Consider the following 26,302-nt stretch of genomic DNA (forward strand, 5'->3'; position numbering starts at 1 on the left):
GTGATCGGAAAAGTCGTCAATTGTCAGGTCGGAGTTTATGCTTCGCCGGTGAATGGGACATCGGCCTCGTTGATAATTGAACGCATCTTCTTGCCTAAATCATGGATAACAAAGAAAGGTGTAACCAGGCAAAAATACCGGACGAAGGATGTCGTCAATTTAAAACCAAGCCGAAACTGGCTTTGTCCTTGATAAAACAGGATGTCGAAAGGGGTGTTGTTTTTGACTGGATAGGTGGGGATGGACTGTACGGACTCAACACAAAGTTTTGTAACGGACTGGAGGCAATGGGACTCTTCTATGTTTTGATGTTCACAAAGCCGGGAAAGTGTTCCTTCTGGAACCGGCATTTTCAGTACCCGAGACCAAAACCAACAAAGGTCGTAAGCCATCAAAAATACAGCCGGACACCAAGTCTGTGCGGTTGGACAATCTAACAAAATCAATTTCCCCGGAGCTTTCGCAAAAGAAAGAGATCAGAGAAACCGTTCAGGACAAGTTGTGCCTTTGGTTCCACAAAAGAACTATTTGGAGCTGGGACGGGAAAAGTGAAAAAGCAAAAAAAAAAGAATTCTGATAATTACCAAAACAACAGACGCAAAGCCAAAGATAAAATACAGTGTCAGCAGCGGTGAGCCTGATGCCTATACGCATAAAGAATATGCCTATTTTGTGAGTCAGTGATATTGGGATGGAAAGATCTTTGGATAATGCAAAGAGCGAACTGGGGATATCTGATTATCAAATAAGGAAATGGCAATCATAGCAGACCCACTATACAATTGCAATGATGGCTTTGTTACACATTACAGAACAGCTGATCGTAAACAGAAGATGTTCCCCTGCTAAGTTTAAGAGATGCACGAATATCAATAGTTTCTAACATCTGTGCAACACAGGTTGAACTGAAACGCAGAGCCATGCAAATGCTAATACGACATAGGAAACGTAGGAAGGATATTGATTTCGCACATTACAACAAAGAGAAAGAATAAAATCGAAAGTAGAACTAGGAAATACTTTTAATTTTGCTGCTGAAGCGTAGATAGGAACGACCCAAATTACTTATGCCGCTTTTGTTCTAACCAAACATCAACTACAACTTGTCCGTTTATGCTTTACTAAAATGCAAAACGAATGCTTAATCTCAATCCCATCCTTTTTGTACATTACAATTGTAATGAGATACTTTTTCATGCAAAACAATTGGTAAATTCCTTTGTTATTAACCGAATGGTAATTAAATTTATACAAATACATTGTTGTAAATGAATATAATGCTTCTAGGTCAACCACGCTTCAATTCTCCCGTTCGACACTTTGTAAATGATGACCTTCGTTTACCCGAAAATATTATTCGAGGAGTAAATGCTCCTCTAGAAGGAGAATTGCTTTTTGAGATAGCCGGTCCAAGGGAAAAAATTTACTTTGATCCCCAAACGACAAAGGCCGGAATTGTTACTTGTGGTGGCTTATGTCCTGGATTAAACGATGTGATTCGTTCCTTATTTCTTGAATTACACCATGCCTACGGAGTGATGGATGTCATTGGCTTTCGCGGCGGATACAAAGGGTTAGATCCTGTACTCGGAAAAGAACCCTATATCCTGACTACCGAACTGGTAGACGGGATTCACAAAAAAGGAGGAACCTTTTTAGGCACATCGCGCGGACCGGTCGACATAGCGCTGGCTGTGAACAACCTGATTAAGCGAAAAATAAACATACTCTTTGTTGTGGGTGGAGATGGCACTCAGCGTGGAGCCTATGAACTACTTAAAGAGGCCAAAAAAAGAGGCTATCCTTTATCGGTTGTAGGCGTTCCAAAAACAATTGATAACGATGTACCTTTTGTTTCGCAAACATTTGGCTACAACACAGCTATTGAAGAAGCTTCCAAGGTACTTGACCGTGCCCACACTGAGGCACGCAGCGTAGAAAATGGAATCTCGCTTGTTAAACTCATGGGTCGACATGCCGGGTTCATAACTGCTGGCGCCACCATGGCTAGTCAGGATGTTAATTTTGCCTTGGTACCCGAAGTGCCCTTTAAAATGGAAGGTCCGAAGGGTTTTTTAGCAGCACTAAAAAAACGCATACAAAATCGAGCGCATGCACTTATCGTAGTCGCTGAGGGAGCAGGACAGGAGTTGATAGAAAATACCCACCCGGAAATAGACGCTTCAGGAAATATCAAATCCAAAGATATAGGCCTTTACCTCAGTGAAAGCATCATAAAATATTTTAAGAAAGAGCAGATTCCAATAGTGATGCGTTATATGGACCCTAGTTACATTGTGCGAAGCAGCCCGGCTAATGCAGAGGATTCCATTCTATGCGATCTCTTTGCCCGAAATGCAGTTCATGCCGCAATGGCTGGAAAAACAGGTGTTGTCATCGGTTATATGCACGATCAATTCGTTCATGTGCCAGTTGAACTGCTTTCCGGCCGAAAAAAACTCATGGATCCAAACAGTATGATTTGGAATGGGACATTAGCTTCGACGGGGCAGTCCATTAAATTTGAATAATCGAATCAATTCGGGAATAACAGGTTTAGAACCTTCACAATACTTTAGAAATATATGATGGCCAATACAACACTTTCAAAACATAAAACCAAAATAGTCGCCACCATTGGACCGGCCTCCGACTCCCCAGAGATGCTGGAAAGGCTTATTCGGGCCGGAATGAATATCGCACGACTTAATTTCTCGCATGGAGACTTTTCTGACCATGCCAGCCGCATTACACGTATACGTGCTGCCGAGAAAACAACTGGGATGCGAGTGGCTATTATGGCAGACCTACCGGGTCCTAAAATGCGTTTGGGTAAAATTGCCGCAGAGCCTATTCAATTGTTAACCGGAGACCGCTTTATATTAACCAGTGATGATATTATTGGCGACCGACAACGGGTGTCAATGAGTTTTAAACAACTGGGTAAAGTAGTGAAATCAGGTGACAGACTCTTTTTAAACGATGGATTAGTGCAGCTTATCGTCGAAAAAATAACAGACTCTGATGTACATTGCAAAGTAGCTATTGGAGGTGAATTACGCTCCAGAAAAGGACTTAACCTACCAGGTATTAAACTAGGGATTGATGTCTTTACCGATCATGATCGCTCCTGTCTCGAATTTGCTTTGCAAAATGGTGTGGATGCTATCAGTCAATCGTTTGTTGAAACTGCTGATGACATTATAAATGTTAGAGCGGCAGCTAATGGCATGGGTAAACAACCTTTTATTATAGCAAAAATAGAACGGGCAGATGCGCTAATAAACATAGATGAGATTTTGAAGGTAACTGATGGCATAATGGTTGCCCGTGGCGATCTTGGTGTAGAAGTACCGATTCATGAAATGGCAATCCTTCAAAAACAACTTATCTACAAAAGCAGAATGGCTGGCAAGCCGGTTATTACGGCAACCCAGATGCTGGAATCGATGACTGAAAATCGACTACCTACCAGAGCAGAAGCCACTGATGTAGCCAATGCGATTATTGATGGAACAGATTGCATTATGCTTTCCGGGGAATCAGCTATGGGTAAATTCCCTGAAGAAGCAGTGACCATGCTGGCCGACATTGCCAACCATACGGAAGCTCACCGACCTCCAAACAACCTTAAAGGTTTTTATGAAATTGGAGATGACAATAAGCCAATTAAAGCCGCCGAAGCACTCTCCACGATTGTTGAGAATGCCCTGCGAACGGTGTCATGCGTAAGTGTATTTATACCCACCAGAACAGGCAAAACAGCACGTATGATATCGCGCTTTTCTCCAGAAGTATGGATCGTAGCGCTCAGTCAATCTAATACGGTCTGTCAGGGATTGGCTTTCTCATATGGGGTTTATCCTGTACACCTAAACGAAACCCCGGAAAACTGGAGTGATTTTGCACGAGATTGGATAAACGAAAGACAGTTAAAAGGTTCAATAGCTATGTTGGTAGCTGGCCCCTCATCTTTAGATCCTAAATCAAATTATCGATTGGAGTTTTTGCCTGTGGGTAAAAAATAGGCGATGAAGTCTCAAAAAAAAATTTCAACTATAGTCCAACAATAGGGTACTTTTCTGTACATAATTTTGCCATAGGATTGTCTTTTGCGCAGGAACACGAAGAGTTAGAGGATTACAAAACAACTACCTCCCTTGCAGGACCATATGCTATCTATTATATAGGTTCTTCCAATGTGCGTCCATATCTATTTATTAAAATAGGCAACCTAAAAAACCAACAATGAAACAAATACGATTAGCCATTTTTTGTCGCCAATGCTAACGTCATTGTCATTTGCCCGAAACGAAAATTTAAACCCGGATTATGTATTAGAGGTACGTCATGAGTATTGCAAGTACAATAAAACAAGGCATTACTGAAACAAGGCATAGCATCGTTCTGGTGAGTTGAAGTGATGCAACGAAGTGTCTTGTTTTAAAGTAATCTCAATGTGTAATAGAATTTCTAATGCATATTGCGGGTTAAACGAAGATTGGTCTGTTGCTCCCGGTTTTAACTTTGTTTTCCCCAAGCTCGGAAGGAGATATGAAGCTAACGACCTGGCAGTTAAAAGCGGATGCACATTACACTTTTTAGGAAGAGGTCGTATTTGGATTTTATAGTCTTGCCACTCAAAATTATTCTCATATGTAGATTAAATATGATGGACCTAGCGCAGATCTGGGATTTACTGCAGAAGCATCCGATGGCGAAATAGGCATTGATTTAAGTATAGCTACCAATTATGATATGTTTTTTAATGAAATAAATTACGACACGGGTTTTGAGCACCTGGCCATAAAGGTTGGTGCGGGTTTTTAACAAAACTCAGTTCATAAGTTGATTGTTCTTGAAACCGACTTAACGACGTTTGTTTTGGTGCTTTGATTTTTCTGCTATTTTTACAAAAAAAGAAAATGAGGGTTTGTCTTACTATTCTGATTTTATTTATCTCGCTATGTGCACAATCACAAAAGCGTGTACTGGTATTTTATAACCAGGATAAGGCGGAAGCAATTCAAGTTACTAAAGGGGGATTGGTTGTATTAATGTATCAGGGCTATCTGAAACAAATGGAGCTGGAATCTAATTATGTTCTGGATATAAATGATAGCACGGTAACCATTGGTAAACCCAGGCTCTTCTCCGAACCCGTAAACAAGAAAAAAATCCGTATTGAAGATATAAGGGGGTTCCGAAAAGTATCGGCAGGTTCAATGCTGTTAAAAACAGCGCTTACCGTAGGGGCAACCCTTGGAACTTATTATACGATCCGAAATAATGGGGACAACTTAACAAGCACCCAACAATTATTGTACTCGACCGGTGCTGGCCTGGTTACCAACTTATCCTTAAAACTGATATTCCCCGACAACAAAATAAAGCACCAGATGAAGCACGGCTGGAAGGTAATGCTTAGGTGAATTGGTCATTCGTTAGCAGACTTTGGTCAATGCCAGGCCAGTCGCAATGTACACGGCGGAGAGCAGCGAATTGAGCGCGCGCGACGAGTAGTGAAGTTTTTAGCGCGTGTATAAAAAATCGCAACATATACAGCAAACAGACGTTTTTTGTAAGAAAAAAGCGCCAAATAACCAGGGAATGATTTATGGCGCAATGGGTATTTGGTTTATCCTATAAAACATTAAAAATTACCAGGAAAACAGCGTCAACTTCCCGTTTGTTACCACGCCATCCAGTTGCATCCCTTTGGCAGACCTAACCGCATCTTCCGGGGTATGTACAATAGGCTCACCCCTTTTATTGAAGGAGGTATTAATCAAGGCCTTAATATCATATTTCTGATCCAACACATTTAAAAGGTCATGCATAAACGGGTTTTGCGATCTGTCACGAATAGTTTGAATACGCGCGGTACCATCCACATGAACTACGCCTTCTATTTCTTCTTTTCGGTTATCAGTAATATCGAAATCGAGCAGCATAAAATCGGAAAGCCTATGAATATCGGAAAGGCCGGTAAAATACGTTGCATTCTTTTCCAACATAATAGGTGCCACGGGCCTGTACCATTCGCGCCCCTTGTGTTGCATACTTACTCTATCTGCTATTTTTTGATCCCCGGATTTTGCAATAATACTTCTGTTACCCAGAGCCCGGGGGCCAATCTCGCCAAAGCCATTACAAATTCCTAACACTTTGCCTTCGAAAACCAGTTGGGCCACATGCCCCACTTCTTTGTGATCCACTTCAACCTTGTTGGTAAGCTTAAAATTGTTTAAATATGGAGAATGAATATCCACTTTACCATGTTTTTCCCATTCCACAAAAGCTGCTCCTCCCAAAGAAAGTCCGCTATCCTCGGTACAAGGCGGTATAAATACATCCTGGAACAAACCGGAATCAACAATTGCCTTGTTAGCCACAATATTAAGAGCAGAACCTCCGGTATAATAAAGGTTTTTCGTGTTGGTTTGCTTCTGTAATTTTGTCAATTCATTAAGAAAATCCCTTATAAAAATATGCTGCAGAGTTGCCACTATGTCTTGCAGAAACGCATCGCCAGTGGTTAATTGATTGGCACTCCAATTGAATTTATCTTTGGCTTTTCGATAAAATTCGCTTTTCTTCCCCCAGCAATCACTAAAATAGTTGTTCCCAACCAACCATTCTTCCATCCCTGCAGAATACGAACCGTATGAAGCCAATCCCATCATCTTACCGGGAACCGAGTTTTGGTGTTCGAACTTGGCACCAAGAATTGCAAATACAAGGGCATTGGCATTAAAAAACGAAGAAAGGTATTTCATCCTCCAGTGAAAATCAATATTCACCAACCTTCCATCCTTAAAATACCAGGCAGAAAAATTAGAAAGACTACCTCCCCCATCGAAATGAATTAATAAACTGTCTTCTTTAAACGAACCATAAAAAGGCAAACAACTGCCAATATGCGCTAACTCGTGATTGATGGCATAGGCAGAGCGTTCGTGATCTAACCACCAGCAACGACCTTTCTCGGGATGGGAGAAAAGTGTATTATTGAGCGGAGCCTCAAACCGAAGCCTGCCACAAGAAGAAATCATGCAACGCCCCACAACATTATCAGGAAATACGATGTCAAAATCGTCGAGCAGTAATTTCCCGTCTTTTAATATATCATAGAGTGATTGATGCAGCTTGTTGTCGTGCTTTTTACGGCTCAGTCTTTCCAACGTCAAATGCTTAATAACCTTTCCTTGGTCCATTAAAGTAAAGGAATGGTCATGCACAAAATATGGGGTTTCGGAATTTAAACGATCTTGTATGGCATAAACTGACAACGTGGGTCTTGAGGCATCCATCACAGAAATATTTGTCCGAAAACAGGGATGGCAAGCATCGTAACCACCACAATATTTTGCCACAACAAGGAACGTATATTATCGATTAAGTGGGCAATGATTATTGAAAAAGGTAAGGCTACCATGATCAGAAACTCTAAGTTTAACCCCGATGCTCCCATCACTCCGGAAAAGAACAAACCGCAAAATACAAATACCTGATATTGCTTTCGGGTGTATATTTTTTTGGTACCGTATGCCCCTATCACTGAAAACAATGCCACTAAAAAAATGAACGCCATTGCCATCAGGTAAATCAATAGAAATGTTGTGTGATAATGTGAATCAAATATCTTGCTCCAGCTAAATCCAAGGTATTTAAAATATTCGGGAATGGAACCCCAAACCAATTCGTATCCCAGCAAAAACAACCAAGGAAGAATTAACCCAATTATAGCCGCCAAAAACGATTTAAAATTTAGCAACCTCAAATTCCCCATCATTACGATGAGGAGAGGAAAGACGAGTACAATCTTATAGCTCAGGAGACTTGCCGCAGATATCCAGAAACCCGCAAGAAAACACTCTTTCATTACCCTGCGGTGATTATGGGCTTCGAACAGATATTCGAACGCCAAAATAAAAAACAGGGTGGTCAGCCATATCGGGTTGAAGCGCTGTGCCATGGTAAAACCACCCACTAAAAGGACGAAAACAATGCCGGGCAGCGCGCTTTGCTTGCTCAGCAACCCGTGTTTGGAATTCAACCTGTTGATGCTAAGTGTAATGATTACGGCTGACATCATGCTGAAAAGAAAACCTAACCACTTTGATTTTGACAGAAACGAAAAAAGTTTCCATAACGGCATTGCATTATCAAAGGATTCTGCATTAATCGCATACCCCAATGTGATTGGTTTTATCCAGCATAAAATGATAAGAAACAACATAAGTGCATATGTCCCAATCTTATTATTATGTATCCGTTTTAATAGCATTTAAAATAGATTTTTAGGCCATTTACTGCAGGTCGAAACCAATATCTTTGCGGAAATATTTTTTATCGAAGTTGACAACTTCAACATTTTTATAGGATTTTGCAAGTGCATCCTTCATATTTTTTCCCAACGCACTCATGGCAATCACCCTGCCTCCATTAGTGAGCACTTTGCCATCTTGCAACTTTGTTCCGGCATGAAAGGCGATGGCGTCGGATACCTTATCCAATCCAGCTATTTCCTTGCCTTTTTCGTAGGCTTCAGGATACCCCCCGGAAACCATCATAACAGTGCTTACCGTGTTCTCCTCGAACTCGATGGTGCATTTTTTTAATTCTTTTGCGGCTGCGGCTTCCAGCAGCTCTAACAAGTCCGTTTTTATACGCGGCATAACCACTTCGGTTTCAGGGTCGCCCATTCGTACGTTATATTCAATCACAAACGGGTTATCGCCAATTTTTATTAATCCAATAAATATAAATCCCTTGTACGGAATTTCGTCGCATTGCAATCCCGCAATAGTGGGTTGAATAATCTTTTTGTGCACTTTTTTCATAAAGGCCTTATCGGCAAATGGAACAGGACTAATGGCTCCCATACCGCCCGTGTTTAAACCGGTATCTGCTTCGCCGATACGCTTATAATCTTTGGCCTCGGGCAATACCACATAAGCCGAACCATCGGTTAACACAAATACCGAAAGTTCGATGCCATCTAAAAACTCCTCGATAACCACTTTTTGGCTGGCTTCACCAAATTTGCCGTCCAACATTGTTTTAAGTTCATTTTTAGCCTGCTCCAAATTATCGATGATCAGCACACCTTTTCCGGCTGCCAAACCATCGGCCTTTAAAACATATGGCGCTTTTATCTTATCTAAAAACGCAAGACCTTCATCCAGGCTATCCTGCGTTACCGATTTATATTCCGCCGTTGGAATTCCATATCGGAACATAAAGTCCTTGGAAAACTCCTTGCTGCCTTCAAGGCGGGCACCACGTTTGCCGGGACCGATCACGGGTATACGAATTAATTCAGGATCATTTAAAAAGAAATCTTTAATTCCTCGCACCAGAGGTTCTTCCGGACCCACCACCAACATATCCACCTGCTTGTCGAGCGCAACCTTTTTTACCGCTTCAAAATCGTTGGGATCAAGTGCTACATTTGTTCCCAATTCAGCGGTTCCGGCATTGCCCGGAGCAATAATTAATTCGGTTAGTTTTGGACTTTGCTTTAACTTCCAAGCCAAGGCATGTTCTCTACCTCCTGAACCTAGTAAAAGTACCTTCATTTTTAGTTTTGTTATTTTATTACTCGTGTTGTTAATCCTTTTTCAGCTATCATTTCCAAAGTTTTAGGAAATGCGTATTTCATGTTTTTTTCGGCTTTAAGTGAATCATGAAATACAATAATTGAACCTGGACGAATGTTATTTTTTATATTATCAAAAACCTGTGTTGGCGATAATTTGGCGTCATAATCCTTGCATAATATATCCCACATCACCACCTTGTCGAACTCCCGTTTTATATCTTTCATGTACCAGGGGTACAATTGGCCGTGAGGAGGTCGAAACAACCTTGATTTGATAAGATGGGAAGCCTGGTCCATATTGTCGAAATATGATTTTTTATCTGCTTTCCACGCTTGCATGTGGTTGTAGGTGTGGTTTCCCACACCATGTCCCCGATCGATAATCTCCTGAAAAATATCCGCATGTTTGTGAACGTTTTCTCCCACACAAAAAAAAGTCAATTTGGCATACCACCGCTCAGCCTCATCTAACACCCATGGGGTGATCCCGGGTATTGGTCCATCGTCGAATGTGACAAACACATCGTTGCCGGCGTTTTCTTGCCGCCATGTGGCGCCGCGCAATAATATTTTGGCTATAAACGGAGGCCTTACCATTGGATTTTAATTGGTACTAAAATTTAATATTTGCGTATCCGGTGCCATTTCTTCCTTACCTAGCTTCTTCCTTAAATCATCGCGCTTATATTTGGCCAACAGCTTGTCAATTTCGTGATCAAACATTAGGCTTTGGCGGTATTGGTATTCGAATCGGCTTTTCTGCTCCATCGGCAAACTCATGTAATATTTTATGGTTTGATCGCTGATGCGTGCCATATTTTCCAATAACTGATCGCCGACAAGCGGTTTGCCATCCAAATAAAGCCCTTCCGCCGCAAAAATGGAAAGCATATTATCCGGTACCACACCTAAAGGTAATTTTGCCATGTATTTGCTTAATTCTTCGCGTACCTCGTCACGATAATATCTGATAGACATGTTTGCTATTTCGGTATAAATGGCCAGGCTACGCTGAAAGTCCTCGCCCACATTGTTTTGTTTGGATTGCGGCAACGATGAAAAGAAATTGATTTCCTGGAACGACTTTTTCCCAAAATCCTTCAGTATACCGTCACCCTTTTCCATTTGGTTGGCTTTGTAATAACCTTCGGCCAAAAAGATGGAGAAATAATTGTGGGGAACTTTTTCAACCGGCATCTTGGTTAAGGCCATATCTAAAATCTCGACCGCTTGCTCTTCTTTTCCTTCATCCAATAAGGTGTTGGCCAAACGCGACATATTGTTACGAATATTCATGGCCATACGCTGATGATTCTCATCTAAATACACACGGGCATCGTCGAAACCTCCCCAGCGGAATTTATTCTTGAACTTATCGTACATTTTATCGGCATCTACCCTACCAAACTGTCCTTCTTTGGCTTTGGTTTTTATAGGTACCACTTTGTAGGCGAATCCTTCCAACTGAAAATAATCTTCCAGGCTGGCATAGTTGTCCTGCCCCACGGTAACCGCAAAATAAATAGGACGGTCCCAGTCGTTATTCGACAACATATCCAGAATCATCAATTCATTTTTCAGGATATATTCTTTATTTAAATCGATCTTAATTTCAGGCACTATCAGTCCGGCTGCGTCCTGGCTTACTATTCCTTTTTGTAAAACCTTAAGGCTGTCGGCCGGAATACTGAACGATTTAGAGGGTAAATGTTCGATTCTTCCCGGATAACCCGGTATTTCCTTGGTTTTTGGATTTTCGCTGGCCAGGAATTTAATAGCTTCTTTCATATCCACCCTGCCTTGAATACGGGGAAGCAGGTGTACCACATCTCTGGTTCCCGTTACATATTGGTCGTGCGTCAATGAAAATGGAAGCGGATCCGAATCGTAAGCCTTTCTTCCCATTTGGTCGATATACCAGTCGGTTTGCAAGTAACTAAGGTTACATACTCTAACATCCGTACGATAGCCTTCAACCTCCTGGGCATACCACAACGGGAAAGTATCGTTATCGCCATTGGTAAAAATAATGGCGTTTTCGTCGCAGGTATCCAGATAATTGAAAGCCAGGTCACGGGCTACATAGCGGTGGGCACGGTTATGGTCGTCCCAGTTTTCCGATAGCATTATACCGGGCACCAATATCAACGTAAGGGTTGTTGCCAGTACTGCCGAAACGCTGCCCGGCAAGAATTTTTTGATGCCTTCAACCACCGCCAACACACCTAAACCAATCCAAATGGCAAAAGCATAAAACGAACCTGCATAAGCATAATCCCGTTCGCGAGGCTGTAAAGGTGTTTGGTTCAGATAAAGTACAATAGCCAATCCCGTTAAGAAGAAAAGCAACATCACAATCCAGAAACCTTCTTTTCCTTGCCGGCCCGATTGGTATTGGAACAACAAGCCCAGTAATCCAAGTATGAGCGGTAACAGATAATATTTGTTACGGGCCGGATTGTTTTTATAGGTATCGGGTAGTTTTGACTGATCGCCCAAACGCAGGTTATCGATAAAAGGAATGCCGGAAATCCAGTTTCCTTTGTGTATTTCTCCATGCCCCTGGATGTCGTTCTGCCGGCCGGCAAAGTTCCACATGAAATACCTAAAATACATAAACTTAACCTGATAATTAAAGAAGAAACTCAGGTTTTGAGCAAAGCTTGGTAAGGTGATACTCTTCATTTCACCTGATTCCTGGTCTTCTATTTGTACTGTTCTACCCTTGGGTTCTCCCCCTGCCCAATATTTGTATTGATTAATGTGACGCCCCTCTCGGCTGTACATTCGGGGAAATATGGTGGTTGTTTTGGAATCGAACACATAATAGGGTTTGTGGTCCACTGTTTTATATTCTCCGTCCTTTTTAATACGAACAGGGTCTCCCTTTTTCGCATTAGATTTTTGCCTGTCGAGCGGGGAATTATAATACTGGCCGGTAAACAAGGGCCTGTCGCCGTATTGTTCACGGTTCAGGTAACCCATCATGGAGAAAACATCTTCGGGCGAGTTTTGATCCATGGTAGGGTTAGCATACGAGCGGATAACAATCATGGCAAAAGAAGAATATCCGATCATAATTACGGTAACACCCAGCAAAATGGTATTCAATATCACCTTTTGATTTTTCTGGGTATACCAGATACCAAAAATCAATCCTCCTATTAACAAGGTAAAATAAACAGCAATACCCGTATTGAAGGGCGCGCCAAAGCCATTCACAAACATAAGTTCAAACCAACTGGCTATTTTTACGGTGTAAGGGATAATACCATATAAAATCCCAACCAGCAGTACGGCGGAGACTCCCAGAGACAATAGAATGCCGTTTCGGTTTACTTCGAATTTCTTGAAATAATAAACCATTACAATGGCAGGTATAGCCAATAGGTTTAACAGGTGAACCCCTATGGAAAGCCCCATTAAATAGGCAATCAGAACCAGCCATCGGTTGGCATATTTATGGTCGGCCACGTCCTCCCATTTTAAAATGGCCCAAAAAACCACGGCCGTAAACAACGATGACATGGCATAAACCTCGCCTTCAACCGCAGAGAACCAGAAAGTATCGGAAAATGTATAAGCCAATGCGCCAACAAAACCGGCACCCAGCACTGCCCAGGATCTCCAGGTTTCACCTTTCTTGTTCATATAAATTCTACGTCCAAGATGCGTGATCGTCCAAAATAAAAACAGGATGGTGAACGCACTGGCCAAGGCACTCATCACATTTATAGCGTAGGCGACCGAACCCGGGTCCAACGCAAAAAGTGAAAAAAAGCGACCAAGAATCATAAATACCGGCGCTCCCGGAGGATGGCCTACCAAAAGTTTATAGGAGGTTGAGATAAATTCGCCACAATCCCAAAAACTGGTCGTAGGTTCAATTGTTATGGTGTAAACTATAGCTGCAATGGCAAAGGATAACCAACCAAGCAGGTTATTCAGCAATGTATGATTCTTCATTTTAGTCTCTGAGTATCAGATTAATATTTAAACATATAGGATTCAGGCACACGAACTCCGATGCCAAAAATAAGTAATTTTTATCAAACGGATTTTTAATGTACGATAATGTTGTAGGTTTAACCTGATTTTAACACAAATATCGGCTAATAGAGTTAGTGAAAAATAGAGTCAGTGATCAAGGAGGAGTTATACCAATATGTTAATGATGTAAACTGATTTCCTTAAATTTAATTCTTTCTTAAAATGGTTACGAAATTTCATAAATGTTGCACAACAGTTAGCACAAGATGTCGGAAGCGGTCGAGTTAAAAAAAGTTTAAGTTGTCAGGCCGTAAGCAGCGCCCACCCAAGCTACTATTTTTTAATTTTAATGACTTCAAATATAGCACTTCCCGCCAAATGATTTATACACATCGCACGCCGGCGTTCATTTGTTTCAGCGTGTATATCAATCACCCTTAAATACGCACCAAACGCACAACGAAGCACAAACTTATTTTGATGTTTCTGAGCATTGGAGAAAAGCCCTGTGTGTTAAGAAGGTCGGCTTTTGTACTCTCTTTGGAAAAGCTATGATCTTGGCGTTGGCTTATGGGGCTTTGCCAATGTGCTTGCAAACTGGGCAGGATAGCATATATTCTCTTAATTTCTTCAATATTTCAGTCCTCCACTGTACATCAATAGTAATCCCATAACTCGATTTAATAGTCCATAAAATAGCATCAATGTTTTTATCCACTTTTTTGTGTGTAATTTTATAAATATCTCACTAAATTTTAAACCCATTTGTCTGAATTAGGCTGAAGATGTACAATCAATAAATTTTTATTCTTAAACCAGCAAACTTAATTACTTTCTATTTTGTTGATATTAAGTATTTGATCTATTAAACATGTATTTAAATAAGGTATTTGTTATAATTCTTCTTTTTTTTGCTGGCCATAAAATAGCTCAAGCACAAATATATAATGGCACTGGAACGGTTGATTTTTTTTCGGTTGCTCCCCTGGAAACCATTAAGGCAAGTTCCGATCAATTGAGAGGCTTACTCAACTTAGAAAACCAAACATTTGCTTTTGTTTTATCGGTTCAATCTTTTGAAGGTTTCAACAGTCCGCTTCAAAAGGAGCATTTTAACGAACATTACCTTGAAACCAAAAAGTATCCCAAAACAGAATTCTCTGGGAAGATGATCGGGATGGATGAATGTGGAGAACCTTGTAAAAAAACGATTTATGCGAAGGGAAAATTAAAGCTTCATGGTATTACAAGGGTAATAACCGTACCTGTATCCATAGAACGGAAAGATGGCATAATCAATGCTACTGCCGATTTTAAAGTGCTGTTGTATAATTTTGACATAACCGTTCCCAGGATCCTGGAATCCAAAATTGCCCCTGAAATATCGGTTCGTGTAAACTTGGTTTTTACGGAAACAGATGAATAACGTTGGTTGGCTCATATCACTATTTCTAATAAGCTTTGGAAGCAATGTTTTTGCAAGTGAGGTTGTTCTGATTACAGAAGATCCCATTCATCATCTTTTAAAAGACAGCAACGACATCGTGTACATTCAAACAAAGCAGGAAATCTATGAATTCTCCGGAGAAGCTCCATTAATTTTGCAATACACCAGTGAGTATACGATCGATTTTTCCATCGCAATCTCAAAAGGTAATTTCCTTGTGACGCACGAAAACGGCTTTACTTACATTGAAAATAACCAACAGGTGTATCTGGATTCACTGCCTGAATTAATCACAAGCGTCAAATTGCATGGCGCTACGGTGCTTTTAGGGACAGCGGGGAAAGGTTTATTTTCTTTTGACCTGAACACTCGAATTGTAAAAAGCATCCCGGCAGTGAACGCAGGATTTGTGAATGATATTCTGGTAGGTGAGCAGCTCATCTGGATTGCACATGATAATGGCATCAGTCTTTTAAATAAAGCCAGCCTTACCCTGTTTCAGAAATCAAACCTATCTGCTTTAATAAGCAAGCTATTCCAGGCCAGCGATAATGTGATAGGAGTTGGTGAGTTTGGAAAACTGTACAAGATTCAAAATGATGGCCATTATAGGGGCCAAACCAGGGAAATGGTTCACCCAAACATGCACTTTTCTTCAAATAATGACGATGTCTATGGCATAAGCCCGGAGGCATATTACAAATTGAGCTCTGATTTAAGCTTTAAACTGGTTGCAAAGGGCATGTATCATCACATCCTTACGCATAAAAATGTTCTATTTTTGGTTCATGGGAATAAACTAAGCAGAAAGGACATTACACAGGAAATCCATTCCGAAGGGCTTTCTAACTTTTCTTTGTATGCCGAAAACGACAGCATTTTATGGTCAGGTCAGGAGGGTAGAATCGTTTGTTTAAAAAACGGGATCCCTGTTAAAACGGTTATGCTGCAGTCAAAGCAAAGAGATGTCTTTGTTTCTTCTTTACTGGTTGATGATAAAAACATTATAGCCGGAACGTTGGGTGATGGTGTATATGTTTTTGATAAAGGGGGCAGACAATTACAGCACATTTTACAGAAAGAAAGTTTTAATAAAAACAATATAATTCAACTAAAGGAACGGGATTCACTCATGTGGGTGGCCTATTTAAACGGATTATTAACACTTAATCCTGATGATTTAAGCATTGAGAGAGATTTCAAAGAATTACTAGGGAACAATTACTTGTTTAACTGTTTGCCAATAAGCAGAAACACTTTTTTCATCGGCACTTCAGGAAAGGGGATCCTGAACTACAATAATGGCAAGTTAAGTTCATTGCTTGATAATCATTCTATTTATACACTGGCGCAGAGAGGCGACCGTGTTTTTGCAGGGACAGAAAAAAACGGTGTGTTCTGTATTCGTTTAAAGACCAACACGGCACAACAGATTTCCACATCGAATAAGGTGCTTAATATTGTTCCGCTGGAAAGCGGAATTGTATTAGCAACGGATTACGAAAACCTCTATATGGATGACGCTCTTAATTACACCTACGCATTGCCCGGTCTGGGTTTGAATGGCATGAATATTAACTCGGTAACGGAAAATTCCGCTTCAATTTACCTGGGCTACGAAAATGGGATTCTCAAAATAGAGAAATCAAAACTTTCGCAACTTGGAAACATGCATTTTAACCTGGATAAGCCCTTGCTTTTTGAGGAAAAGGTAAAGGACAAGCAATCCGAGTTTAAATTTAACGAGAACACCTTTACATTTAATTTTCAGCTTTATAATTATTATAATCCCGAAAATAACCATTATAAGTATCGTTTGTTAGGAGTGGATTCCACCTGGTATGTCACCGGTCAAAAAAGCATTCAATACTTCAAGCTTCCTTCGGGTAAATACCAGTTTCAGGTTTCGGCAGGCACCCATGCCGGGTTTGAACCTAATTTGATTAAAGCATATTCTTTTGTAATCAATAAACCATTTTGGAAAGCCATTTGGTTTTTGGTGTTGTCATCTGCCTTGCTTTTATTACTTGTTTTCTATGGCTTTAGACGCCGTGAGAAAAGACTTCTGGAAAAAGAAAGACTTCGAAGTGCCAGAACGAGGGCCGAAATAATTCAGCTCAAATCACAGCTGGATCCACATTTTCTATTTAACAGTTTAAATTCTTTGGCTGAAATAATCGAGGAGGATACTGCAGCAGCGTCAAAATCTCTCTTAGAGCTATCAGATTTATACCGTAGCATTTTAAAGCTTAAGGAGGTTGATATCATATCGTTAAAAGCGGATGTTGAGCTGGCAAATCAATATTTTAGAATCCATCAATTGCGATTTGAAGATCTGATCCATCTGGATATCAATGTTCCCCATCCGGAATCAAAATCTATCGTTTCGATGTCGTGCCAAATACTCATTGAAAATGCAATAAAGCACAATATCATAAATCGAAAGAACAAGTTATTTGTATCCATTTATATGGAAGATGATTACCTTGTTGTAAAAAACAATAAATCGGGATCTAATACAGCCGGGAATTCAGAGGGCATTGGGTTGAAAAACCTGGAGCAACGATTTAAACTCCTAACGAAAAAGAACATCCGGATTGTAAATAGTAAAGAAACGTTCATTGTAAAATTACCCCTTATAGATGGTTGAAATTATAATATTTGAGGATGAACCTGCAGCATTAAGAAGGATTAAAAGGCTGATCAGTGAGATCAGGCCTGAGTACAAGTTGGTGGGTGATGCTGATAATATCGCCGATGGTGTTGCATTACTTAAAAAGCACGATTGTCAACTTATATTATCAGACATACAGCTTTCCGACGGATTGTGCTTTGAAATATTTGAAAAAACCAGAAATAAAATCCCGGTCATTTTTATTACAGCTTACAATGAGTATGCCATTCGAACCTTCGATTATAACGGGGTGCATTACCTGGTAAAACCACTCGTAAAAGAAAAACTGCATAAAGCCATTAATAAATTTGAGGAACAAAAGATCATACAGCTAAATCCTGAACTTCATACTTACTTTAAGAAAGGTGAATTCATCTCGAATAAAAAGATCTTAAGCAAGATAGGAAACAGCACTAAAGTAATTGAAGCTAGTGAAATGGCCATTATCTATTTTGAAGATCGCATTACCCGAGCCATTCTTTTTAGTGGCAAAACGCATTACCTGGATTATAGTCTTTATCAACTTATGAAAGAATTTTCACCCGGATTATTTTATAAGATAAACCGTCAACAGATTATTAATAAGGAAGTAGTAAAAGAAATAAAGAAGCATCCCGGCAACCGTTTAAAAATTATTCCTTCCGTATCTTTTGATACAGATCTTATCGTTAGCAAAGAAAAAACTCCTGACTTTAAAATCTGGTTCCAATCCTGAACCATATCCCGTTCATGAACCCTTTTCACCTGTTCGTGCACTAAAAGTGGCTTTCTTTTAGCGTTTGAATGAAATTTGATTACTGAAAAACAATATCATGAAGAAAACAGTAATTCTAATTGTAATCATTATGACGCTGGTCGGGAGTGGCGTTGGTTTCTATCTTTTTAATAAAAAAGTAGGAGGACTGGAAAAAGTTAAAGCGGATTATACAATAGCAGCCACGATGCTTTATGAAGTATTTGAAACCCAAGAACAAGAAGCTAATGCAAAGTATCTGAACAAAGTTATACTTGTGGAAGGAAAAGTTGAAAAGCTTGAAATTAGCAAGGAATATTCCAGCATTATTCTAACAGCTGACAATTCACTTGCGGGTGGCATAAACTGTTCTTTTAATCATGAAATAAAAGGAGTATCCAAGGGAGATATGATATCCATTAAAGGTAGATGCCAGGGATATCTCATGGACGTAGTATTAAACAATTGCAATATAGAATATGAATAAAATAATAAAAGTATTTACAACAGGCTTTCTGCTCATTTTAGTAACATCTTCCTGTGAGTTCAATAACGAAGAGGAACTGTACGGAATAAAAATAGTTGAACCTACAGAAGTGAGTTATTCAACCGACATATCTCCCATTATACAAATGAGTTGTATATCCTGCCATACTCAGGGAGGTTTTGCTAACGGTTTTTTTGATGACTATGACGGAGTAAAAACAAAGGTTGATAATGGTTCTTTCAGACAAAGAGTTTTAGTACAAAAGGATATGCCTCCCGAAGGAAGTTTGTCGGACAAAGAACTTGAATTAATTAAAGCCTGGTTAGATGATGGAGCTCCTAATAACTAATAAAAAACACAAATGAAATGAAAAACATTACAGTTTTAGTTCTGATTTGTATATGTAGTATAACCTTAACGCACGCGCAAAAATATCTTACACGTACGGGGTCAATTAGTTTTTTCTCAGCAACTCCGTTAGAAAACATTGAAGCTTATAACAATCAGGTTTCAGGAGTCATTGATCTTGAGAATGGAGGGATGGCATTTACTCTTTTAATGAAGGCCTTCACCTTCGAAAAAGCGCTGATGCAAGAGCATTTTAATGAAAAATATGTAGAAAGTCATCTTTACCCCAAAGCCAGTTTCAAAGGAAATATCAAAGACTTTGATTCATTTAAACTTGGTTCAAAACCAGCCGATATTATTGTTTCAGGAAAATTAAGCATACATGGAGTGACTAAGGATGTAAGTATTCCCGCAACACTTATGAAAGATAAAAATGGGAATATTGAAGGTAAGGCGGCATTTATCATCGATATACAAGAATACGAAATTAAAGTACCATCTGCTGTTCGTAAAAATATTGCAGATAATATAGAAATTAAAGTAAATATGGTTTATGAAGAAATGTAAAACTCTCCTTACAGTTGGAGTACTATTCGTGTTGGTTTCCTATAGCGTTAAAGCACAGGAAGACTTATTAGGACTTTTAAATGCCCAGGAAGATTCTGCAATAAATTACACCATTGCTACTTTTAAAAGCACCAGAATTGTAAGCGGACATTCTATAGAAACCAATGCAGAAGGTGTTTTGAACTTTACGATTGGACATCGCTTTGGCCCCATTAATTCAGGTTGGAGAAATTTATATGGACTGGATAATGCCACAATACGTTTGGGATTCGATTACGGACTTACAGATCAAATAAATATTGGAATTGGGAGGGCGTCATTTCAAAAGACCATAGATGGTACTTTTAAATGGAAGTTCCTTAGACAGCAAACCGGCTTTAAAAACTTCCCCTTCACTGCTACTGCAGTAGGTACGGTATACATTAATACAAGCGAATGGAGTAATCCTGATAGAGATAATATTTCCTCTTCCCGTATAGCTTATCATTATTCCCTTCTCCTGGCACGAAAGTTTGGAGAAACTGTATCTCTGCAGCTTATGCCCACTGTAGTGCACCGCAACCTGGTGCCCGCCACGGAAGATCAGAATAGTATTGTATCTGTTGGGACTGGAACATCCATAAAAATCACAAACTCTTTGCGTTTCAATGCCGAATATTTCTTTATACCTGATGGACAAATATCCAGTGATATTGCTGGTCTCAAAGTACGAAATTCGCTATCCCTTGGAATTGATCTTGAAACCGGTGGTCACGTTTTTCAACTACACCTTACCAATAGCCGCGGTATGACGGAAAAATATCTTATTGGAGAAAACACAGGAAGCTGGGGTAATGGGGATATTCATTTCGGATTTAATGTTAGCCGGGTATTTACGCTCAAAAAGCCAAAAGAATTTAGAAAGAAAACCTTATAACAACTAAAAATCAATAATTATGAAACAACTTTACTGCTTTAAGAATTTTAGAATGGTTTTGCTAGCTTTTTCTTTTTTAAGTCCTTTATTAATGCAAGCGGAAACTCATGAAGTTATTGTGTCCAACGGCAACTTCACGCCTAAAGATGTAATCATTAAGGCCGGAGACGTAGTTAAATGGATGCAGATAGAAGGATCTCATAATGTTAATGGAACCCAGGATACCTATCCGGATAATGCGGAATCTTTTGGAAACGGAGAAGCCGCATCGGGTGATTGGAATTATTCATACCAGTTTACAACACCGGGAGCTTTTGATTATCAGTGCGACCCACATGTTGCTTTTGGAATGGTAGGTACGATTACGGTTGTAGAAACTTCATCTACTTTTCATGAAGTTATTGTGTCCAACGGCAACTTCACGCCTAAAGATGTAATCATTAAGGCCGGAGACGTAGTTAAATGGATGCAGATAGAAGGATCTCATAATGTTAATGGAACCCAGGATACCTATCCGGATAATGCGGAATCTTTTGGAAACGGAGAAGCCGCATCGGGTGATTGGAATTATTCATACCAGTTTACAACACCGGGAGCTTTTGATTACCAGTGCGATCCACATGTTGCTTTTGGAATGGTAGGTACGATTACAGTTGTAGAAACTTCATCTACTTTTCATGAAGTTGTTGTGTCCAACGGAAACTTCACGCCTAAAGATGTAATCATTAAGGCCGGAGACGTAGTTAAATGGATGCAGATAGAAGGATCTCATAATGTTAATGGAACCCAGGATACTTATCCGGATAATGCGGAATCTTTTGGAAACGGAGAAGCCGCATCGGGTGATTGGAATTACGCATACCAGTTTACAACACCGGGAGCTTTTGATTACCAGTGCGATCCGCATGTTGCTTTTGGAATGGTAGGTACGATTACGGTTGTAGAAACTTCATCTACTTTTCATGAAGTTGTTGTGTCGAACGGAAACTTCACGCCTAAAGATGTAATCATTAAGGCCGGAGACGTAGTTAAATGGATGCAGATAGAAGGATCTCATAATGTTAATGGAAGCCAGGATACCTATCCGGATAATCCGGAATCTTTTGGAAACGGAGAAGCCGCATCGGGTGATTGGACCTACGCATACCAGTTTACAACGCCGGGAACTTATGATTACCAGTGCGACCCGCATGTTGATTTTGGAATGGTAGGTACGGTCACTGTAACAACAGTTACAAGTATTGAAGGACAGTTGGCTAAGAAAGCTAAATTGCTTTGTTACCCTAATCCGACTGAAAACACCTTGTTTTTTAAAATTGAAGAAGATTTTGGAAAGGAAATCACCATAAACATTTACAATTCAGCAGGAAGTCTTGTCAAATCAAAAAATGCTGAGGTTTCTGAAACGAATAAGATTGAAACCAGCGAATTGATTGGGGGATACTATCAATTACAAATTGTTACGGATAGCCAAAGGTACCAATTCAAATTCATTAAAAAGTAAAACAAATTACACTTGCTTAGACTGAGATTAAAATCCTGAAATTTGACAATATTGTCAGGTTTCGGGATTTTTATTGTGACAGACAAAAAGTGGTATTATTTCTTTCCATTGTTTTTTCTGTTCCATCAAAGATTATTTCTTACTAAAATGCGTTTAAGTAAGGCTCTATGGCAAGCTCTATCTCGGTAATACTGTGCTCTTTGGCGAGATTATATAGTTCCTTTAAATAATCTTGCTCTTCTTTGGCATAGTGCAACATGTTACCCCCCAGATATTGTTGGGAATAAATATAGAAATAAAAATTTTGTACCGCTGAGTACGTTATTTTCTCCAAATATGCTATGGCTTCCTTATTTAAGTCTGCACTAAATAATGTTTGCGTCCAGCGGATATCATTTGTGGATAATTCAAAGTTCGGAAGTGAAGTAATGGGAAGAAATTTAAGCAGGATTGTTTGCGCTTTTTTAGATTCACCTTCCGCAATTAATTTATTCGCCAATGCAATGCCCGTATTTTGTAAATCTGAAATACCAATAGCATTCATGCAGGTTTCATCCCACCAACTCCGTTGGGGTATGGAAATATTTATCTTGTTTTTGAACAGTTGGTATAATTCCTCAGTGTCAATTTTTGTACTGTCCAAAACCAATTTAGAAACAATACCATAAGGCTGAATAAATCTATCGAACCCTAACATTGAAGTTGTTGGCGTTCCATTGGCAAAGTAAACTGGCCTTTGCGGATAATTGGTGGCAACGATATCCAATAAGGCGATTTCACCTTTCATCAGATAGTTTTTTTCGATAGATAAAAAAGCGCTAAAATTATCGGCGACCCGAAAGCTCCTGGGTATAAAATCAATTTTGTTTGAACCGTTTGTCAAAAGCTGTCCTGACCTGGAGGTATCTGCCAAAAATTCCAGTCCTTCTTTTAAATGCATCCATTCAGCCTGTTGATCCACAACGGCTGCATAATCCATTTCCCCTTTTTTATATCTTTTCAATGGCACAGTAAAGTTCAACGGCTTAGCCTCATCCCGGGCAATGGTTTGCTGATAAATATACCAATCTGCCGACAGTAGCCCAATATTTACCACTCTTACATCTTTTCTAACACCCTCCACTTCCTGTATATACCAAAGGGGGTATGTATCGTTGTCGCCATACGTGAAAAGAATAGCGTTGGGCTCGCAGCTCTCGAGATATGATACGGCCAAATCGCGGGCCAGTGTTCTGTCACTTCTATCGTGATCGTTATAATTATTGGCCAGCAACAATCCCGGCAAGGCCAGTAAAATGGCAAATGAAGCTATCGCATCCGTTAGTTTCGAAGGGGAAAGCTGTTTTAGTTTTTGCAATAGATCCCAGATGCCTAGCCCAATAAACACAGAGAATGCATAGAAACTGCCCACATAAACATAGTCTCTTTCGCGAGGTTCAAAGGGGGGTTGGTTCAGATAAAAAGCAATTGCTGCTCCGGTCAGTATAAACAACGAACCCAACAAATAAAGTAAGGGCCAATGCCTTTTTCTGATCAGAAAGAGAAACCCTGCTATGCCAAAAAGCAAGGGGATCATCAAATAGTTGTTGCCTGTCGCACTGCTGAGCTCTTTGGTATGCAGATATTGGCGGTCCCCTAAAAATTGCTGGTCGATAAACTTAAACCCGGTTGTAAAATTGCCATTGAGGAAATCTCCATGCCCCTGATAATGATTTTGACGGCCAGAGAAATTCCACAGAAAATACCGGAAATACATGTGGCCCAATTGGTATTTGAACAAATACTGCAGTTGGTGAAAAAAGGTAGGCTTTTCACCATCTTCCGATCCACTCCAAAAATGATATCCGCTGATATGGTGTTTCTGCGAACTGTACATTCTTTGCAAAAAGCTCTTGTCGCCGGAAGGATACACGTACCTGTCATCCTCTGCAAAACGTTCATAATTTCCATTTTCATCCAATCGATAATTAAACGTGGACGCTATGCCGGTAGATTTGGCACCAAACCAAGCTCCTTTAATTAACGGACGTTCCCCATATTGCTTTCTGTTAATAAATGACTCCAATGAAAAAACATGGGACGGATTGTTTAAGTTAATGGCGGTTTGGGCATTCGCGCGGACAATAACCATCGTATAACTGGTGGTGCCTAAAGCAAAGAAAAATGATGCCACAAAAATAAAATGAAGGACTGTGTGTTTCTTTCCGGTCAAGATTATTCCGCATAAAAGAACACCAAAAAATAATGCCATGAAGGTAATCAATCCTGCGTGCACTGGTAAATGAAAAATATTTACAAATAACAATTCAAGTTTTTTGGCGAGAAACAAGCCATTATGAATAATTAGAAATTGGATGGCAAGCAATAAAGTGATTCCAACCAGGAAACCCCAAATATGTTTGTATTTTACATCCATTAGCTTTACAAAAACCCAATAAACTACCACCGGTATAACCAGTAAGTTAAGAAGGTGCACGCCAACCGAAAGCCCCATGGAAAATGCAATAAGCAGTAGCCAGCGATGGGCGTTTGGGTCTGGGAGCGAATTTTCCCAACGTAGTACCGCCCAAATGGTAAATGCCGTAAACAATAAGGAAATCGCGTAAACTTCCGCTTCTACCGCAGAGAACCAAAAGGTATCTGTGAAAGCAAAAGCAAGTGAAGTTACCACCGCAGAAAATATTATCCGATAAGAATTTATGCGGGAGGTTACTTTGTTTAATATGATGATTGTTGTGGCATATAACAGCCAAACAGTAAGTGACGATGCAATGGCCGACAATATATTGAGACTATAGGCTACCTGATGGGAAGCAACAAACAGCGAAAATATTCTGGCTACCATCAAATACAGAGGCGCCCCCGGTGCATGACCTATCTCTAGTCCGTTGGCGCAGGCAATGAACTCGCCGCAATCCCAAAAATTAAGGGTTGGAGATAAGGTAACAAGATATATGGCCAAACTGATGACAAAAACAAAAACACCAGCAATTCGTTTGATCCAGGAATTTAATAAATAAGAACGCTCCATAAAATACGACGGCTTAAAAGACAAGTATACCCAACCTGCTCAAACCAGAACCAAACAGGCTTTTGTTTGTCCAAGCCTATCCCGACCATTATCGCGAGTGCTTACCTGGCTAGCTTATTGGGATGTTCTGCCAAAAAAAGCAGAATATTCGCGGAAAGGTAATAAGTTTTTCTCCATATTAAAAGGCCTTTCGGGGAAAGCTGACGATGCAAAAAAACTTTAACTCAAAACATCTGTTACTCATACAAAACAACTATAACCTGCTCTGGCCGCAGGGGCTTTTACTATTTTTCTGCAGCCAAAAAAAAGCCTGCCTGTTGCCCGTCTGTAAGGAACGGACAGGGCAGACAGGTAAACAAAAAAGACTCCTGTAGCAAGTCCCAGACAGACTACCGACTGCACTTTAGTGCTTACCCACTAATGTATTATCGATGGAACAGAATGAACCCTCCCGTTATAAGAACCTTGCTGGATTTGGATTCCAAAACCTTACAAGTTCCAAGACGGGATTTCTGTTCTTTCATCAACTTCAATAAGTGGGATTCAAGCCCTGTGCGGAGGTCGGTGGCCCAACCTGGAACTTTGCATAAATAAAACCGCAAGCAGAAAAAGCAATTCTAACAACTTGTTGTTTAGTTTTGCCCTGTAAGCGCCTAAGGGTTAATGTCGATTATTTAATAATGAAAAAAAAAATACTTGCACATCGGCCTTTAAATAAAAGAGATTCAGTAAAATAATTGTATTATTTTTCAGCCCGGTTTTAAGCGTCAATAAAAAAATAAAAAAAATATTTGCGGGTATTAAAAAAAGATGTACTTTTGCATCGCTTTCGAAAAGAAAGATATGAGGATTGTCCCATGGTGTAATTGGCAACACGTCTGGTTTTGGTCCAGAAGAGTTTAGGTTCGAGCCCTAATGGGACAACAAAAAAGGTTGAAATCTTACGGTTTCAACCTTTTTTTTTAACAAACATCCGCTTTAATCTAATAATAGCCGGA

General features: G+C 39.9%; 18 protein-coding genes, 1 tRNA gene and 1 pseudogene. 14 read left to right on the forward strand and 6 right to left on the reverse strand.

Going from position 1 to position 26,302, the window contains the following annotated elements:
- The 5 genes and pseudogenes from ACT29I_RS09095 (at nt 1) to ACT29I_RS09115 (ending at nt 5,432) form a co-directional block, all read left to right on the forward strand.
- Nucleotides 1-437, forward strand: a pseudogene (locus ACT29I_RS09095) (transposase).
- 831 nt (nt 438-1,268) lie between these two features.
- A complete protein-coding gene (locus ACT29I_RS09100) occupies nt 1,269-2,531 on the forward strand; it encodes an ATP-dependent 6-phosphofructokinase (RefSeq protein WP_444793241.1) in 1,263 nt (420 codons plus the stop codon).
- Nucleotides 2,532-2,585: 54 nt separating this feature from the next.
- Entirely contained in the window at nt 2,586-4,028 is a 1,443-nt protein-coding gene (gene pyk, locus ACT29I_RS09105) for a pyruvate kinase (protein ID WP_444793242.1), read from the forward strand.
- A 429-nt stretch (nt 4,029-4,457) separates the two neighbouring features.
- Nucleotides 4,458-4,631 (forward strand): hypothetical protein, encoded by a 174-nt coding sequence (locus tag ACT29I_RS09110; RefSeq protein ID WP_430933593.1) that lies wholly within the window; start codon nt 4,458-4,460, stop codon nt 4,629-4,631.
- A gap of 294 nt (nt 4,632-4,925) precedes the next feature.
- Entirely contained in the window at nt 4,926-5,432 is a 507-nt protein-coding gene (locus ACT29I_RS09115) for a hypothetical protein (protein ID WP_444793243.1), read from the forward strand.
- A gap of 228 nt (nt 5,433-5,660) precedes the next feature.
- On the opposite strand, the gene ACT29I_RS09120 is transcribed toward ACT29I_RS09115, so the two are convergent.
- Genes ACT29I_RS09120 through ACT29I_RS09140 form a run of 5 tightly spaced genes read right to left on the reverse strand, consistent with a single transcriptional unit; the run spans nt 5,661 to nt 13,573 of the window.
- Nucleotides 5,661-7,313: a carbamoyltransferase C-terminal domain-containing protein gene (locus tag ACT29I_RS09120; protein ID WP_444793244.1), complete on the reverse strand. Its 1,653-nt coding sequence runs from the start codon at nt 7,311-7,313 to the stop codon at nt 5,661-5,663.
- A complete protein-coding gene (locus tag ACT29I_RS09125) occupies nt 7,313-8,290 on the reverse strand; it encodes a hypothetical protein (RefSeq protein ID WP_430933598.1) in 978 nt (325 codons plus the stop codon). The genes ACT29I_RS09120 and ACT29I_RS09125 overlap by 1 nt, the downstream gene beginning before the upstream one ends.
- A 22-nt stretch (nt 8,291-8,312) precedes the next feature.
- On the reverse strand, nt 8,313-9,584 hold the full coding sequence (gene purD / locus ACT29I_RS09130; protein ID WP_430933599.1) for a phosphoribosylamine--glycine ligase: 1,272 nt from the start codon (nt 9,582-9,584) through the stop codon (nt 8,313-8,315).
- Between the two features lie 11 nt (nt 9,585-9,595).
- Nucleotides 9,596-10,204 carry a polysaccharide deacetylase family protein gene (locus ACT29I_RS09135; RefSeq protein WP_430933600.1) on the reverse strand — a complete coding sequence of 203 codons (609 nt, stop codon included), beginning with the start codon at nt 10,202-10,204 and terminating at the stop codon, nt 9,596-9,598.
- Nucleotides 10,205-10,210: 6 nt separating this feature from the next.
- Nucleotides 10,211-13,573, reverse strand: a complete 3,363-nt coding sequence (locus ACT29I_RS09140) for a glycosyltransferase family 117 protein (RefSeq protein WP_444793245.1) — start codon at nt 13,571-13,573, stop codon at nt 10,211-10,213.
- Nucleotides 13,574-14,468: 895 nt separating this feature from the next.
- On the opposite strand from ACT29I_RS09140, the gene ACT29I_RS09145 reads away from it, so the two are divergent.
- From ACT29I_RS09145 to ACT29I_RS09180, 8 genes are all read left to right on the forward strand, one after another.
- Nucleotides 14,469-15,023 (forward strand): YceI family protein, encoded by a 555-nt coding sequence (locus ACT29I_RS09145; RefSeq protein ID WP_430933602.1) that lies wholly within the window; start codon nt 14,469-14,471, stop codon nt 15,021-15,023.
- On the forward strand, nt 15,016-17,694 hold the full coding sequence (locus ACT29I_RS09150; protein ID WP_444793246.1) for a sensor histidine kinase: 2,679 nt from the start codon (nt 15,016-15,018) through the stop codon (nt 17,692-17,694). Before ACT29I_RS09145 ends, ACT29I_RS09150 begins: the two co-directional genes overlap by 8 nt.
- Nucleotides 17,687-18,433, forward strand: coding sequence for a LytR/AlgR family response regulator transcription factor (locus ACT29I_RS09155; RefSeq protein WP_430933605.1), 747 nt, complete (start codon nt 17,687-17,689; stop codon nt 18,431-18,433). The genes ACT29I_RS09150 and ACT29I_RS09155 overlap by 8 nt, the downstream gene beginning before the upstream one ends.
- Before the next feature lie 97 nt (nt 18,434-18,530).
- Entirely contained in the window at nt 18,531-18,938 is a 408-nt protein-coding gene (locus ACT29I_RS09160) for an OB-fold protein (RefSeq protein WP_444793247.1), read from the forward strand.
- Nucleotides 18,931-19,287 (forward strand): c-type cytochrome, encoded by a 357-nt coding sequence (locus ACT29I_RS09165; RefSeq protein WP_430933607.1) that lies wholly within the window; start codon nt 18,931-18,933, stop codon nt 19,285-19,287. Before ACT29I_RS09160 ends, ACT29I_RS09165 begins: the two co-directional genes overlap by 8 nt.
- Before the next feature lie 17 nt (nt 19,288-19,304).
- The gene (locus ACT29I_RS09170; RefSeq protein ID WP_444793248.1) at nt 19,305-19,853 is read left to right on the forward strand and encodes a YceI family protein; all 549 of its coding nucleotides are present in this window, start codon (nt 19,305-19,307) and stop codon (nt 19,851-19,853) included.
- On the forward strand, nt 19,840-20,769 hold the full coding sequence (locus tag ACT29I_RS09175) for a DUF5777 family beta-barrel protein (RefSeq protein ID WP_430933609.1): 930 nt from the start codon (nt 19,840-19,842) through the stop codon (nt 20,767-20,769). The genes ACT29I_RS09170 and ACT29I_RS09175 overlap by 14 nt, the downstream gene beginning before the upstream one ends.
- A gap of 19 nt (nt 20,770-20,788) precedes the next feature.
- Nucleotides 20,789-22,273: a plastocyanin/azurin family copper-binding protein gene (locus ACT29I_RS09180; RefSeq protein ID WP_444793249.1), complete on the forward strand. Its 1,485-nt coding sequence runs from the start codon at nt 20,789-20,791 to the stop codon at nt 22,271-22,273.
- Nucleotides 22,274-22,415: 142 nt separating this feature from the next.
- On the opposite strand, the gene ACT29I_RS09185 is transcribed toward ACT29I_RS09180, so the two are convergent.
- A complete protein-coding gene (locus ACT29I_RS09185; protein WP_444793250.1) occupies nt 22,416-25,304 on the reverse strand; it encodes a glycosyltransferase family 117 protein in 2,889 nt (962 codons plus the stop codon).
- An 851-nt stretch (nt 25,305-26,155) separates the two neighbouring features.
- Here ACT29I_RS09185 and ACT29I_RS09190 point away from each other — a divergent pair.
- Nucleotides 26,156-26,228: transfer RNA gene (locus tag ACT29I_RS09190), tRNA-Gln, on the forward strand.
- The last annotated feature ends 74 nt before the right edge of the window (nt 26,229-26,302 follow it).

This window comes from Saccharicrinis sp. GN24d3 (assembly GCF_052400645.1).
Lineage (GTDB): Bacteria > Bacteroidota > Bacteroidia > Bacteroidales > Marinilabiliaceae > Saccharicrinis.

Coding starts and splice junctions, on each gene's coding strand:
- ACT29I_RS09135 (WP_430933600.1), bottom strand. CDS start 10,204: ATGGTAAGGCCTCCGTTTATAGCCAAAATATTATTGCGCGGCGCCACA.
- ACT29I_RS09165 (WP_430933607.1), top strand. CDS start 18,931: ATGAATAAAATAATAAAAGTATTTACAACAGGCTTTCTGCTCATTTTA.
- ACT29I_RS09145 (WP_430933602.1), top strand. CDS start 14,469: ATGTATTTAAATAAGGTATTTGTTATAATTCTTCTTTTTTTTGCTGGC.
- ACT29I_RS09120 (WP_444793244.1), bottom strand. CDS start 7,313: ATGGATGCCTCAAGACCCACGTTGTCAGTTTATGCCATACAAGATCGT.
- ACT29I_RS09140 (WP_444793245.1), bottom strand. CDS start 13,573: ATGAAGAATCATACATTGCTGAATAACCTGCTTGGTTGGTTATCCTTT.
- ACT29I_RS09125 (WP_430933598.1), bottom strand. CDS start 8,290: ATGCTATTAAAACGGATACATAATAATAAGATTGGGACATATGCACTT.
- purD (WP_430933599.1), bottom strand. CDS start 9,584: ATGAAGGTACTTTTACTAGGTTCAGGAGGTAGAGAACATGCCTTGGCT.
- ACT29I_RS09115 (WP_444793243.1), top strand. CDS start 4,926: ATGAGGGTTTGTCTTACTATTCTGATTTTATTTATCTCGCTATGTGCA.
- ACT29I_RS09110 (WP_430933593.1), top strand. CDS start 4,458: ATGTGTAATAGAATTTCTAATGCATATTGCGGGTTAAACGAAGATTGG.
- ACT29I_RS09155 (WP_430933605.1), top strand. CDS start 17,687: ATGGTTGAAATTATAATATTTGAGGATGAACCTGCAGCATTAAGAAGG.
- ACT29I_RS09100 (WP_444793241.1), top strand. CDS start 1,269: ATGAATATAATGCTTCTAGGTCAACCACGCTTCAATTCTCCCGTTCGA.
- ACT29I_RS09175 (WP_430933609.1), top strand. CDS start 19,840: ATGAAGAAATGTAAAACTCTCCTTACAGTTGGAGTACTATTCGTGTTG.
- ACT29I_RS09160 (WP_444793247.1), top strand. CDS start 18,531: ATGAAGAAAACAGTAATTCTAATTGTAATCATTATGACGCTGGTCGGG.
- ACT29I_RS09150 (WP_444793246.1), top strand. CDS start 15,016: ATGAATAACGTTGGTTGGCTCATATCACTATTTCTAATAAGCTTTGGA.
- pyk (WP_444793242.1), top strand. CDS start 2,586: ATGATGGCCAATACAACACTTTCAAAACATAAAACCAAAATAGTCGCC.
- ACT29I_RS09170 (WP_444793248.1), top strand. CDS start 19,305: ATGAAAAACATTACAGTTTTAGTTCTGATTTGTATATGTAGTATAACC.
- ACT29I_RS09180 (WP_444793249.1), top strand. CDS start 20,789: ATGAAACAACTTTACTGCTTTAAGAATTTTAGAATGGTTTTGCTAGCT.
- ACT29I_RS09185 (WP_444793250.1), bottom strand. CDS start 25,304: ATGGAGCGTTCTTATTTATTAAATTCCTGGATCAAACGAATTGCTGGT.